This window comes from Lutibacter sp. (genome assembly GCF_046055765.1).
Lineage (GTDB): Bacteria > Bacteroidota > Bacteroidia > Flavobacteriales > Flavobacteriaceae > Lutibacter.
This window is the reverse complement of record NZ_JASFZF010000040.1, coordinates 133,210-146,835: the sequence shown is the minus strand read 5'-3', so window position 1 is coordinate 146,835 and position 13,626 is coordinate 133,210. Positions and strand designations below refer to the sequence as shown.

General features: G+C 27.6%; 12 protein-coding genes. 3 read left to right on the top strand and 9 right to left on the bottom strand.

All coding sequences use genetic code 11. The features are described 5' to 3' along the window. A partial coding sequence (locus QM495_RS05170; RefSeq protein ID WP_408671045.1) for a T9SS type A sorting domain-containing protein occupies nucleotides 1-399 on the top strand: 399 nt, incomplete at its 5' end. A gap of 25 nt (nucleotides 400-424) precedes the next feature. Next, complete coding sequence (locus tag QM495_RS05165) at nucleotides 425-1,978, top strand: hypothetical protein (protein ID WP_408671044.1); 1,554 nt, start codon at nucleotides 425-427, stop codon at nucleotides 1,976-1,978. Between the two features lie 77 nt (nucleotides 1,979-2,055). On the opposite strand, the gene QM495_RS05160 is transcribed toward QM495_RS05165, so the two are convergent. Further along, on the bottom strand, nucleotides 2,056-2,766 hold the full coding sequence (locus tag QM495_RS05160; protein WP_408671043.1) for a LytR/AlgR family response regulator transcription factor: 711 nt from the start codon (nucleotides 2,764-2,766) through the stop codon (nucleotides 2,056-2,058). 1 nt (nucleotide 2,767) lies between these two features. Beyond that, on the bottom strand, nucleotides 2,768-4,765 hold the full coding sequence (locus tag QM495_RS05155) for a histidine kinase dimerization/phosphoacceptor domain -containing protein (RefSeq protein WP_408671042.1): 1,998 nt from the start codon (nucleotides 4,763-4,765) through the stop codon (nucleotides 2,768-2,770). A 500-nt stretch (nucleotides 4,766-5,265) separates the two neighbouring features. On the opposite strand from QM495_RS05155, the gene QM495_RS05150 reads away from it, so the two are divergent. Further along, a complete protein-coding gene (locus QM495_RS05150) occupies nucleotides 5,266-6,327 on the top strand; it encodes a sterol desaturase family protein (RefSeq protein WP_408671041.1) in 1,062 nt (353 codons plus the stop codon). Between the two features lie 48 nt (nucleotides 6,328-6,375). Here the strand turns inward: QM495_RS05150 and QM495_RS05145 are convergent, their stop codons facing one another. The 7 genes from QM495_RS05145 to QM495_RS05115 all read right to left on the bottom strand — a co-directional run bounded on the left by QM495_RS05145 (nucleotide 6,376) and on the right by QM495_RS05115 (nucleotide 13,596). Beyond that, entirely contained in the window at nucleotides 6,376-7,056 is a 681-nt protein-coding gene (locus QM495_RS05145; RefSeq protein WP_408671040.1) for a metal-dependent hydrolase, read from the bottom strand. Nucleotides 7,057-7,158: 102 nt separating this feature from the next. Continuing rightward, a complete protein-coding gene (locus QM495_RS05140) occupies nucleotides 7,159-9,429 on the bottom strand; it encodes a TonB-dependent receptor domain-containing protein (RefSeq protein WP_408671039.1) in 2,271 nt (756 codons plus the stop codon). 187 nt (nucleotides 9,430-9,616) lie between these two features. Next, the gene (locus tag QM495_RS05135) at nucleotides 9,617-10,000 is read right to left on the bottom strand and encodes a hypothetical protein (RefSeq protein ID WP_408671038.1); all 384 of its coding nucleotides are present in this window, start codon (nucleotides 9,998-10,000) and stop codon (nucleotides 9,617-9,619) included. A 59-nt stretch (nucleotides 10,001-10,059) separates the two neighbouring features. Then, nucleotides 10,060-10,968, bottom strand: coding sequence for a 1,4-dihydroxy-2-naphthoate polyprenyltransferase (locus QM495_RS05130; RefSeq protein ID WP_408671037.1), 909 nt, complete (start codon nucleotides 10,966-10,968; stop codon nucleotides 10,060-10,062). 44 nt (nucleotides 10,969-11,012) lie between these two features. Next, nucleotides 11,013-11,792 carry a (Fe-S)-binding protein gene (locus tag QM495_RS05125; RefSeq protein ID WP_408671036.1) on the bottom strand — a complete coding sequence of 260 codons (780 nt, stop codon included), beginning with the start codon at nucleotides 11,790-11,792 and terminating at the stop codon, nucleotides 11,013-11,015. 21 nt (nucleotides 11,793-11,813) lie between these two features. Continuing rightward, on the bottom strand, nucleotides 11,814-12,260 hold the full coding sequence (locus QM495_RS05120; RefSeq protein ID WP_408671035.1) for a phosphoheptose isomerase: 447 nt from the start codon (nucleotides 12,258-12,260) through the stop codon (nucleotides 11,814-11,816). Nucleotides 12,261-12,294: 34 nt separating this feature from the next. Continuing rightward, nucleotides 12,295-13,596, bottom strand: a complete 1,302-nt coding sequence (locus QM495_RS05115; protein ID WP_408671034.1) for a 4Fe-4S dicluster domain-containing protein — start codon at nucleotides 13,594-13,596, stop codon at nucleotides 12,295-12,297. Between the last annotated feature and the right edge of the window lie 30 nt (nucleotides 13,597-13,626).

Here is a 13,626-nt window from a genome sequence, read left to right as displayed (position 1 = left end):
GATAGTGGTGGAGAAATTTCAACTTCTGGAACTATTGAAATGATATATACAATTGGAGAGCTTGTTGTACAAGAAAATACTAATGCAAATATTTATATTTCAGAAGGGTTTTTATCTCCTGACATTCTAAATTATTCGAGTGATACAGATTATTTACCATTTAATGAAATAGCTATTTATCCTAATCCGGCAGTAGATTATTTAAATTTTAATTTCTTTAGAAATAGCAATTACCTTATCACACTTACCGATTTTGGTGGAAAAAAAATAAATAGTTTCACAACTCATGATAGCCAATTTCAAATAAACATGTCTAGTTACAGTAATGGTGTTTATATAGTAGTTGTAGAAGATCTTCCAAGCCATTTATATAAAGCTTATAAAATTGTAAAAAAATAGTATTAAACTTTATAATTATTAAAACATGAAAAAAATAATATTAATATTATCAATGGTAATGACAACAATAAGTAATGCACAAACTCCTTCAGATAATGAATTAAAAACTAAAATAAAAGCCAATTATAAAGGATTATCATCTTTAGTTCTTGAAGGAAATGGAGCAACAGAAAAAAAATTTGAAAATGGTACGTGGAACTTTTATTATAGAAGAAGCTTTCATGCTGGATTCAAAAATCCTGAATATCCAGGTGTTACTGGTGTAGTATATGGTTCCGTCCGCTATATTAAAGCTGGGGGTAGTTATGTATTTCATAATTTTTCTTCTCGTGGAACAAAAATGGAAGGTGTACCTGCACCAGACAAAAAGGAAGTGTTAGCACTATTAAATAGTGATTTGTATAAATTTGTTGGACATAACGATTATAATACTATTGTTGGTAATATTTCTGAGATTATTGTTCCTGAAAAAACTGAATATAATTGGGATGATCTTACACACGTTGAATTTAACGTTAAAACTATTTTCACGAAGAAAATATCGGATACAGAATTAGAAAAAGCAGAACATATTTATGAAGTACATTTGTATTCTGATGGTTTTAAAAAGCCTTGGAAAAAATTTATGGCAATAGAAGATGATTATGCTAAAAAGGTTATTTCCAAAACAAAACATTCAAGTGAAGAATTGTCCAATATGCTTACACTTGCCGAGACTGATGAAGCAAATCAAGTAGAAGCTCAAATAGCTAGTTTACCTTGGGTTGAAGAAGCTCCAAAATTTGAAACTGACAAGCAATTATTTTATTATATTCATGATAAACTAATGGCTAGTGAGCCAAAAGCTGCAAAAGCACATTTGTATAAAGTTTTATCAACTACTTGTTTTGAAAAAGGCGCTGTATTAAATGGACGCTCAAAAGAATGGATAGATAGACTTTTTGAAAATTTAAATGCATATCAACGTACTTATTGTCAATATCCAATTGTAAAAGAAGAACAAGCAGGAATGATGACATTTTATGATAAAGACAGTTACCGTTCAACTAGAATGACAGCAAAAGAAGAAAATGGAACTTGGAAACTTTCATTGATTTATTTTATACCACCAGAACAATCAGAAATTAACCGTTTGTGGAAATTAAAAGGTAATTGTGCTGAAAAACCAGATTTAACTGTAAAAATAGTTAAGGAATTTAAAATTGGTGACATTGTTGATGTAGCATTTTCAAATGGAACATTTCCTGCAGAAGTAAAAAAACGAGATACTAACTTTGACAATCGTTACTTTGTTAGTTTATTAGAGGGAGGACGTGGTTACTGGGTAACTGAAAACGCTATGACAATTAGCACAGCTAAACCTACTAACAATAGTACCAAAACTGAGAACCAACATGAAACTATTAAAGAAAAAGAATCAGTTAATTTTAATATTGGAGATGCCGTAGGGATTAGAACTAGAAGTGGAATTATGACAGGAACAATTATTAAATTGGCAAGTCATAAATTTTTAATAAAATTGGATGAAGAAGGTTATCAAGATATGTGGGTTTCAACAGCAAACCTAATTAAAAATTAAATTAACATATTTTTATTAATAATTAAATATTGCTTGAAATTGTAAGTCGGTAAAATAACTTTTACCGGCTTTTTTAATTATAACTTATTAATTAATTTAAAGAATCCTTCCTGATAACTACGCCCAACAGGAAGTTTATGTCTTCCAATATAAATAGCATTTTCTTTGTATTTATCTACATAATTTATATTAATTATATAAGATCTATGAATTCTAATAAACTTGTTACTTGGGAGCTTTTCTTCTACTTTTTTTAAGGTAGATGATAAAATGAAGTTCTTACCAATAGTAAATAATCTTGAGTAATTATCCTCAGCTTTAATAAACATTAAATTTTCTATTGATATTTTAACATATTCTTTAAAATCTTTTACAAAAAAGCACTTCGTTTCTTCTTTTATTTCAGTTTTATCATTTTTTTGAAATAAAGCTATTTCAATACTAGATTGTAAGTCTTTTTCACTAAAAGGTTTCACTATAAATCCTGCCGGTTTTGTTCTTTTTACTCTATTAATAGTTAAATTATCAGTATTAGATGTTAAAAAAACAAAAGGAATATTGAAGTACAAATTTATATCTTGAGCCAAGATTATTCCATCCATATCTCCCTCCAAATTTATATCTAAAAGAACTAAATCTGGTTTATTATTTTTAATGCTTTGCAAAGCACTTTCAGCATTTTCTTCAATTCCAATAACTTCATAACCTATTTCTTCTAAAGACATTTCAATATCAGAAGCTATAATTGGCTCATCTTCTACTATTAATATTTTGGGTTTTATGTTCATCTTATTTATGGGGTTGAGAAAGTTTAAATTTAGTTATTTTCATAGAAATTTCAGCACCATTTTTATTTTTAAAAACTAAATCTGCTTTCAATTTGTTGCTTAAAGTATGTATAAGCTTCATTCCGTAAGATTCAGAATTATTCCAATTGAAATTTTTAGGAAATCCTTGCCCATTATCTTTTATTTGGAGAAATAAATGACTTTCGGTTGGTTTATTGAACGTCATAGAAAATTCCCCTGTTTCTTTATTAATTCCATGCTTAAAAGCATTACTAATAAGTTCATTTAAAATTAAGCCTAGAGGAATAGCTGTATCTACATCAAGCAATATATTTTCTATAGAAATATTCATGCTAACCTTTGTAGTATCAATTCCATAGGAAAGAGCCAAACTACTAATAAGTTCCGTAAAATAAGCTTTTGTTTCAATACCCGTTATATTTTTTTCTTGATATAATTTTTGATGAATTAACGACATTGATTTTATTCTATTTTGACTATCGTTAATAATATCCTTTGATTTACTATCTTCCAAAAACCGTGATTGCATATTGAGTAAAGACGATATAATTTGTAAATTATTTTTTACTCTATGGTGGGTTTCTTTAAATAAGATTTCATTGATAGCAAGAGTTTCAGAAATTTGTTTGTTTTTATCTACGAGTTCTTTATTTGATTTATGGCGAATATAAAATAAGCGAGATAGCAATCCTACAATAAGAATTAATGATAAAATACTGAAAACAAGTACTTGAATAGTTAATTTGTTTTCTTTTTCTTTTGAAGCATTTTTTAAATCTTGTAATTCTTTTTCTTTATCAAAATTATATTGCATTTCTAGCTGCGTTATATTCTTAATATTTTTTTCGTTATAAATACTGTCAAACGCTTTTTGATATAATTTATAATTAATAAATGCATTTTTATAATCTTTAATAGATTCATATACTTCTGATAAACACAGACAAGATTTTTCTTGAGTTTCTAAAATTCCATTTTCAATAGCTAACTGTTTTGATCTAGAACAATCATCTATTGCTTTTTTATAATTTTTCGTTTCATAAAAAATTCGTCCTCTAATAACATAACTTTCCATTAAACCAGAAACTAAATTATTTTTCTCGTAATATTCTATAGCTTCATTAACTCTAGTCAAAGCCAATTTATACTCCCCTAATTTTAGCAAAGCTAAGCCAATATTCTGATTGGTATTTGCAATAGATGAAACTTGGGCATTCCCATCAATTTTTAATTGTTTTGCACTAATTAATACATTTAAAGCTTCTTGAAAATTTCCCTTACTCAATAATAAATCTCCTTTATTAGAAAGAATAACTCCTGCATATTTTGTAGCTTTTAACAGCAATGATTTTTTATAAGCCTTATCATAATTATCAATTGCTTTGGAAAAATCTCCCATTTGATTATAAAAATTTGCCAAGGTATTATATAATATAAGCTGCTGACTAAGAAGTTTTCTCTTAGATGTTTTTGATAAATTAAGTGTGTCAATAGTCTCCAAAATAAATTTTGACTCAAGCACTAATTTAATAGCTTCTGTAATATTTCCTTTTTTTCTATAAACTCCTCCTAAAGAATTTAATATTGCTGAATTAATAAAAGGATACTTGGTATTATCAATTATATTCTTAGATTTCTTTAAGTAAAATTCTGCAGAATCTAAATTTGAATTATAATAATAATAATTTCCTAAAATTCGATACTCATCTGCAATTAATGAAGATTTTTTTGTAGATGTAGCAATTTTTATACTTTTTTTAATTGTATTAAAAGTGTGCTTTTTAAATCTATGATTTGATACAATTTTATTTAATTCACTAATTTTTACACTGTCAGATTCTTTTGAAGTAAGTATACTTTCCGAAATTGAATCAATAGCTTGTTGGTTGAGTTTATCATTAATATTAGATTGACTATAAACAATTTTTGTGTTAGCTATAAAAAAAATAAATATAAAAGAAAGAGTTGTAAATTTCATTAACTATTTTAAAGGTGTTTCTATCGTAAAAATAGCAATTATGTCCATATAATAATATTATAATAGCTATTTTTCTATATTATTTACAGTAATAAGTCTTTAAAATTATTTTCTTTATTATTAAACTTATTTTAAATTCTAATACTTCCAAAAATTGAATACTCATTTAATCCTGTATTTTAATTATTATACCCGTTATGCATTTTGATTCTTTAAACTTACTGTTACGTCACTTCGATATAAGTAAAATAATACAAATTGCTAAATTAGTGCGCTTTATAGTTGTTTTGTCATTCCTGTGAAGACAGGAATCCATAAATAGGATGCGTTTAGATTCCTGCCTTCGCAGGAATGACACCCGTTTTTATTGATTTATAAATATAATACAAATCTAAAGGAGTAATTTTTGATAAAAAATGGTATCGAGAACATCTGTTTTTAACTGAAAAACCTATTCTCGATACTAATTCCAAGCCTAAAAAGGCTAAAATTCACTCGAATTGACGAAATTTTATCATAATGCACAACGGGTTATTACATATTTAGAATTAACTGTATCCTTCTTAATGTCGTATCACTTTTTAAGTTTAACTATTTATAAAATTATTTTAACTTCGCTAAAAATAATTTCAATTATGGAAATTCCACAAATACCAAATTTAATTTTATATGCAATACCCTTTTTTATTGTTACAGTAATTATTGAAGGTATTATTATTTATAAAAAAAATCCGAAAAGTTATAATCTAAAAGATACGCTTGCCTCTCTATCAATGGGAATTGGTAATGTTTTTATAGAAATGGTTAGCAAGCTTCTTGTAGTTTTAGTAATTGTTTTTATATATAATAACTTTAAATTTACAACTATTCCCTTTGTTTGGTGGGCTTGGTTATTAGTTTTAATTGGACAAGATTTTTTTTATTATTGGTTTCATAGAATAAGTCATGAAAGTCGATTTTTTTGGGCTTCACATATAGTACACCATTCTTCACAAAAATATAATTTAAGTACTGCTTTACGTCAAACTTGGACAGGTAGCTTTTTTAGTTTTATTTTTTACTTAGCCCTCCCTTTGATAGGATTTCATCCATTAATGATTTTCACACAAATGAGTATTAGCTTATTATATCAATATTGGATTCATACAGAATTAATAGATAAAATGCCACGTTGGTTTGAAGCTATATTTAACACACCATCACATCATAGAGTTCATCATGGTTCAAATCCTCTATATTTAGATAGAAATCACGCTGGAATTTTTATTGTTTGGGATAAATTATTTGGTACTTTTCAGGCTGAATTAGATGAAGAGAAAGTTATTTACGGATTAACTACTAATCTAAAAACATTTAACCCAATTACTATTGCATTTCATGAATGGATTGCTATTTTTAAAGATGTTTTTACAAGCAAAACTTCATTGATAAAAAAGTTAAACTATTTTATTAAACCTCCAGGTTGGAAACATGATGGAACAAGTATACTTTCTGAGGATTTAAGAAAAGAATGGATTTTAAAAAATACTCATAAGTATTATTCCAAATACAATGTAAAATAGTATACCTTTCGTATTAGATTTTAGTTAGTAGCTGATATATTTGTAAACTTATAATTTTAAGTTGCCTCCAATTGGTAATAAAAATAATTCTTTTTTTGCATGAGCAAATTTTGTAAATGCTTCTTTGTGATTAATTTTTATATAGCCAAAAGTATCAAAATGGTACCCTAAAATTTTATTACAATTTAAAAAAGTACTTGCTTTAATTGCTTCTTCTATACCCATTGTAAAATTATCACCAATAGGTAAAACCGCAAGGTCAAGTTCACCAATTACTTCAGGAATCAATTTCATATCATAACTTAATGCCGTATCACCAGCAATATATAACCTATGGTGACTAGTTTCAATTACAAATCCTCCAGGTTGACCACCATAACTGCCATTAGGGAAAGAGCTTGAATGAATAGCATTAGTATAATGCACGATACCAAAATCAAATTTCCATTTTCCACCATGATTCATTGGATGACCTCCTATACCTTTTTCTTCAAAATGGGTTACTATTTCATAATTAGAAATTATTTTTGCTCCAGTTCGTTTAGCAATAGCTTCCACATCTAAAATATGATCTTGATGTGCGTGAGTTACTAAAATATAATCAGCTTGTAGTTTATTTATATCAATTGCTGAAGCAAGTTCATTTCCAGAAATAAAAGGGTCGATTAATAGGGTTTTATCTTTTGTTTCAATACTTAAACTTGCGTGCCCTAAATACGTTATTTTCATAATTATAATTTTAGTTGGTTTACTGCAATTTACTAAATAAAATTCACAAAAAAACCACGAAATTTAAAATTCCGTGGTTTCAAACAACAATCTACTATGCTATTAAAATTTGTATTTAATATACGTAGTAAAATTTCTGCCAGGCTCTAATATTTTACCTGATAATGTATTTGAGCCTTTAAATGAATAATTTAAATGCTCGTAATATGCTTTGTCTAAAATATTTAACGCTGCAAAACCTATTGTTAAATTATGGATTGGTTCAAATCCAACTCTAAAATCAATAGTTCCAAAACTAGGAGTTTCTGTTTCCATGTAAGAGCTTGAAACTCTATTTTGTTTAGCAACAAATCTTGTATTAAATGCAAACCAATAGTTAGCATTTTCATATTTTGTACCAAGTATTGCCATAAAAGGAGGAATTTGAGGTAAAGGCTCATTTAAATCCATATTTTCACCTCTAGTATAGGAAATACTGGAAGTGAATTTAAGATTTTGAGTCGCCCTATAATCCATATTAAATTCAAATCCTGTTTGCGAAGCTTTGTTTAAATTCACAAATTGTTTTGTATAAATTGGTGGCGTTGTTGGCATAAATTTACGTGGAATATTGGTATTTACTTTTGCTGAAATATAATCTTCTAAGAACGAATGAAAAACAGTTCCACTTAATTTAAAATGTGATAAGGTTTTACTAAATGACCATTCAATTTGATTATTAACTTCAGGGTTTAAATTTGGATTACCAACATATTCGTAAGGGTCAGCTCCTACATTAAAATGATTAATATAACGTTCAATCATAGAAGCTGTTTTAACACCTCTACCAAAAGCAAGTTGTGTTTGAAAACCATTATGTTGGTATTTAAAAGAAATATTTCCACTAACATTAATTTCATTTTCACTTGGTATTGTTCCTCCATAAAGTGCTTCAAAATCTGTTGCGGCATCGTCAATAAAAGTGCTTATAAAATCTGCTCTAATTCCAGAGGATATTGAAAAATAATTAGTGATTTTAAATTTACCTTGTGTAAAAATACCAATATCATTTAAGGTAGCATCTTGCCAAATTTTATCTATAAAAGTTTTTGGAGTTGGAAGCGTTATTCCATTCATTATTTTAACAACTCTAGTTCTATTTCCTTTTCTATTAATTAAATTAGCATCAGCACCCACAAAAAGTTTAGATTGATTTGCAATTTTAAAAGTAAACTCCGTTTTCCCTCCATAAACCCATGAATTAACAGGTGACCGAGCGTCAGTTGCTAAAAATGCTGATCGGTTTTCATTCGTCATTAAATGATCTACGTACGAATAAAAGGCTTTAAATGTGAAGCTATTTATTTTGCTCGTCAAATCGGTAATTTTATAATCTAAACCTGCTAATAAACTGTTGTCAAAAGGAGAGTCCATAGGTAAGCCTGCATGGTCAATATCGCTACCAAAAGATTGCCTCCATGTTAATTGAAGACGTTGCTTATTGGATGGATTTATGCCAACTTTAACAGAATAATCATTTGTTCTAAAAGAAGAAGGAACTTCAGTTCCATTACCATCGGTATAATTACTAAAATCTCGATGTGAACCATTTAATTGTACATCAAATTTTTCGTTTACATACAATAAATTGACTCCGTTTACAAAATTACTTCCGTTAGTTTCATAACCTCCTTCAACACTTCCATGAAATCCGTATTGATTTTTAGAAGGATTTTTAGTCACTAGATTTATAATTCCTCCAAAGTTAGAACCAAATCGAACTGTAAAAGGACCTTTCACTATTTCAATTTTTTCTATTTCTTCAGGAATCACATGAGTTGTAATAGGATCCATCCTATTTGGGCATGCATTTAGTATTTTCATACCTCCATCATATTGAACATTTAATTGTTCATATTTAAAAGCTCTAAATACGGGTTCAGAAGCATAAGCTCCTCTTTTTACAATGCCAAATCCATTAATATCTTTAAATAAACTACCAACACTTCTAGGTTGGCTTATTCTTTTTTCAGTATCATTTATCACTTTAGATTGTGAGATATCTTCTAACGGATTTGAAGCTACAATTATTTCATTTAACTCAATTTGAGCTAATTGTAACTTGATAATTAAGTTGTTCTTTAATTTTATTCTAATTGTTTTGTAACTTACATGAGAAATTTCAAGAATAGCACCCTCTTCGCTCTGTAAAGAAAATTCTCCATCACTATTTGAAACTTCAAAAATATTGCTATTTATAACCTTAATTGTTGCATTTTTTATTGGATTATTAGATACATTATCAATAATTTTTCCTGTAATATTTAATATTTGTGCAAAAGAAACTGTAGTAGTTAAAAGAACTAAACAGCTTATTAATATTTTTTTAATCATTTTATTTCAATTTTTATAGTAAATTGGTCTTATGCCAATAATTCTTTTTTATCGGCATATAATTATAAGTCATAATTACTTAATATTTAAATAATTAGCTCATATTTGAATTTGTATTTTTTAATAAAGTGTAGGAAGATTTAAATCAACTTATCTAATTGATTTGCTCCCTTTAAAAAAATTATGATTAAGAAATAAGTTGAGGTGGTTTCAATAGTGAATTATAGACTTCTTGAGAATTAGAATTCTCAAAAAATAAATGTTTTAAGAAAATATCGTTTATTTTTTTTAATTTATACGTGTACACACCTATTGGAGATACAGGATATTTTTCAAAATTAATTTTTGGAATAGTAGATTTATGATCGTGATCAGTTTTATTAACTTTATTTAATTGCTTTTCTAAATAACACTTTCCATTACATTCTAGGTATGGTTTATCTCTATTTTCACAAAGTACACTGGCAATATAATCGTAATTAGCATAATATTCTATAATTGGAACTACAGGTCTTACCATAGCCAATAAATAAAGTAAATAAAAAAATATGCCAAAAAATTGTTGCTTCATTAGATTTTTAAATAAAGGATAAAATTATCTTTTATTAATTAATTTTAAAATGACATTTATCATAAATTTGACGCCAAATATAAGCCAACTCCAAACAATATTGAAAATAAAAAAGTACTAATTGCTAATTTTTTTAATTCGGGATCTAATAATTCAGGTTTTCTATTATTATAAACTACTATAAAATGCTTAATAACAGGAATATATGCAAGTAAAAATACAAACTGAACTATAGAATTATAGTTAATTATACTATATAAAATAGCAAATAAAAATGATAAAATTAACAATAAATAGTGGTAATATTTAGCTGATTTACTACCTATTTTAACAACTAAAGTTTTTTTTCCTGATTTAATATCTGAATTTCTATCTCGCATATTATTCAAATTTAAAACTCCAATACTTAAAAACCCTACTGAAAATGCTGGTAAAAAAACTGTAAAATCTAGCTGTTTAGTAAATAAATAATAACTTCCATAAACACTTAATAATCCAAAAAATAAAAATACAAATAAATCTCCTAACCCACTGTATCCATAAGCTTTTTTACCAACAGTATATTTAATAGCTGCTGCAATACTTATAATTCCTAATAAAAAAAATACTGTTAGATTAATAAAATCATTTTTACCAAAAGCTATATAAATTAAAAGTACTGCACTAATTAGTGTTAATGATGAAGAAAATATTATTGCTTTTAACATTTGTTTGGGTGAAATTACACCACTTTGTATGGCTCTTTTAGGTCCTACTCTATCATTATTGTCAGTCCCTTTTATACCATCACCATAATCGTTTGCGAAATTTGAAATAATTTGAAAGCCAATTGTTGTAAGTAAAGCCAATAAACAAATTAGCCAATCAAAAAATCCTTGAGATGCAGCTATAAAACTTCCAATTATAATTCCAGAAACTGAAAGCGGTAACGTTCTTAACCGTGCAGCATCTATATAATGTTTAACCATAAATTAAGAAATAATTCTAAAAATAATGTATTTAAAATGGGATACTAAAGTTTATTGTTTTTTGCTATAATTTCAGCAATATCCAATACTTCAATTTCATCTTCTTTATTTGTAATTTTAACACCATCTGTCATCATAGTATTACAAAATGGGCAACCAGTCGCAATAATATCTGGATTAACCTCAATTGCTTGTTCAGTTCTTTCCACATTAATTTCTTTTGTTCCTTTTTCTGAATCTTTAAACATTTGAGCCCCTCCTGCACCACAACATAAACCATTACTTTTACATTGCTTCATCTCTACCAATTCCATATCTAATTGTTGAATTAAATCTCTTGGCGCTTCATAAATTCCATTTGAACGTCCTAAATAACAAGGGTCTTGAAACGTAATTTTTTTACCTTTAAATTCACCACCTTCAATGGTAATTCTACCTTCATCAACTAACAATTTTAAAAATTCAGTATGATGTAATACTTCATAAACACCTCCTAATTCTGGATATTCATTTTTTAAAGTATTGAAACAATGTGGACATGCTGTAACTATTTTTTTAACCTCATAGGCATTTAATACTTCAATGTTGGTCATTGCTTGCATTTGGAATAAAAACTCATTCCCAGCTCTTTTTGCAGGATCTCCAGAACAACTTTCTTCAGTTCCCAAAACAGCAAACTCTACATTTGCATTATTTAATATTTTAACAAATGCCTTTGTAATTTTTTTAGCTCTATCATCAAAGCTACCCGCACAACCAACCCAAAATAATACTTCTGGTTGTTTTCCTTGTGCCATCATTTCTGCCATTGTTGGTACGTTCATACTTAAAATATTTTATTTATTTTATTTGTGTTGACCATCATCAAAAACCTCAATAGTAACATCTTTTGCCACTAAATCAGTAAATTTCCCTCTATATCTAGTTGCTTTAACTAAATGATTATCAATCCAATGATAATTTCCACCTCTTGGTTTTCCCATTAACAAACTATGATAATTAAAACCATTTTCTTTTAACCAAGTTTCAGTATTACCTCTATACTCTTCAGTTCTTGAAGTAAAAAAACAAATTATATGCCCTTCATCAAACCATTTATTTAAAGTAATTAGTGCATCTGGATATACTTTAGCTGTTAACATTCTTTCTGGCTCTTCATTTGGTATATCGTCACATACTGTTCCATCAATATCAATTAAATAATTTTTGATTCCATCAGGTAAAATAGGGCTAATATGCAATCCTCCTTCAACTTTATCATGTAACAGTTTCTCTACATCCTCTTTTTTCATTTTTATGATTTTAGTAGTTGCTTAGTTATATAATTTATTCGTCTTTCCAATTTAACCGATCCATTTGATTGTATTGCCAAGGCGCTCCATTATTTTCAATATTTGTCATCATTATATTTAATTCTTGTGGTGCTGCAGATTGTTCCATCACTAAATAACGCCTCATGTCTATAATTATAGAAAGCGGATCAATATTTACTGGACATTCTTCAACACATGCATTACAACTTGTACAAGCCCATAATTCTTCTGGTGAAATATAATCATTTAGTAATTGTTTGCCATCATCTACAAACTCACCATTTTTATTAATATTTGCTCCAACCTCTTCAAGTCTATCTCGTGTTTTCATCATAATTGCGCGTGGAGATAGCTGTTTTCCTGTTTGATTTGCGGGGCAAGATGAAGTACAACGTCCGCATTCGGTACAGGTATATGCATTCATTAATTGAACCCAATTTAAATCTGTAACATCACTTGCTCCAAATTTTTCAGGTATATCTCCTTCATCTTCAGGTACATTTGCATAAGGATCAACATCTGGATCCATCATTAATTGAACTTCTTTGGTAACCGTTTCTAAATTATCAAATTTACCTTTTACATTTAAGTTTGCATAATAGGTGTTTGGAAAAGCTAATAAAATATGAAGGTGTTTAGAATAGTATAAATAGTTTAAAAACACTAAAATACCTGTTATATGTATCCACCAAGCTACTGTTTCTATTATAGATAAACTTTCTAAAGTGAAACCACTAAAAAATGGTGCTACAAACTGACTTATGATATTTCCTGAATTCAATTCTTGAAAATGAACATCAGTTGCATTCATAATTAGAAATAATGACATTAATACCATTTCAAAGTACAAAATATTAAGTGCATCATTTTTTGGCCAACTTGTCATTTCTTTATTCCAAAAGCGAGGAATTCTGAGAACCATTCTTCGAATCCAAAAAATAATTACAGAAATAAGTACTAGAAATGCAATTACTTCAAAAGAGCCTATTAAAAAGTTATAAAATCCACCTAAAAAAGATAAAACTCTATGAGTTCCAAAAAGACCATCAATTACAATTTCTACAACTTCAATATTTACAATAATAAAACCAACATACACTATAATATGTAAAACTGCTGCAACTGGTCGTTTAACCATTTTTGATTGCCCAATAGCAACCATTGCCATATTTTTCCATCTAGCTTTTGAATTATTGCTTCTATCTATATCTTTCCCTAATTTTATATTTCTAGTTAGTTTTTTTACATTTTTCACAAAAAAACCAATTCCTACTATTAAAAGAATTGCAAATGCAATGTTGTCAAGATAATCCATACATTTAGTTTGTTGATGATTCTATTTTTT

What these genes read in the sequence shown, in the direction of transcription:
- QM495_RS05165 (WP_408671044.1), top strand. Translation starts at nt 425, where the DNA reads ATGAAAAAAATAATATTAATATTATCAATGGTAATGACAACAATAAGT.
- QM495_RS05160 (WP_408671043.1), bottom strand. Translation starts at nt 2,766, where the DNA reads ATGAACATAAAACCCAAAATATTAATAGTAGAAGATGAGCCAATTATA.
- QM495_RS05155 (WP_408671042.1), bottom strand. Translation starts at nt 4,765, where the DNA reads ATGAAATTTACAACTCTTTCTTTTATATTTATTTTTTTTATAGCTAAC.
- QM495_RS05145 (WP_408671040.1), bottom strand. Translation starts at nt 7,056, where the DNA reads ATGAAAATAACGTATTTAGGGCACGCAAGTTTAAGTATTGAAACAAAA.
- QM495_RS05140 (WP_408671039.1), bottom strand. Translation starts at nt 9,429, where the DNA reads ATGATTAAAAAAATATTAATAAGCTGTTTAGTTCTTTTAACTACTACA.
- QM495_RS05135 (WP_408671038.1), bottom strand. Translation starts at nt 10,000, where the DNA reads ATGAAGCAACAATTTTTTGGCATATTTTTTTATTTACTTTATTTATTG.
- QM495_RS05130 (WP_408671037.1), bottom strand. Translation starts at nt 10,968, where the DNA reads ATGGTTAAACATTATATAGATGCTGCACGGTTAAGAACGTTACCGCTT.
- QM495_RS05125 (WP_408671036.1), bottom strand. Translation starts at nt 11,792, where the DNA reads ATGAACGTACCAACAATGGCAGAAATGATGGCACAAGGAAAACAACCA.
- QM495_RS05120 (WP_408671035.1), bottom strand. Translation starts at nt 12,260, where the DNA reads ATGAAAAAAGAGGATGTAGAGAAACTGTTACATGATAAAGTTGAAGGA.
- QM495_RS05115 (WP_408671034.1), bottom strand. Translation starts at nt 13,596, where the DNA reads ATGGATTATCTTGACAACATTGCATTTGCAATTCTTTTAATAGTAGGA.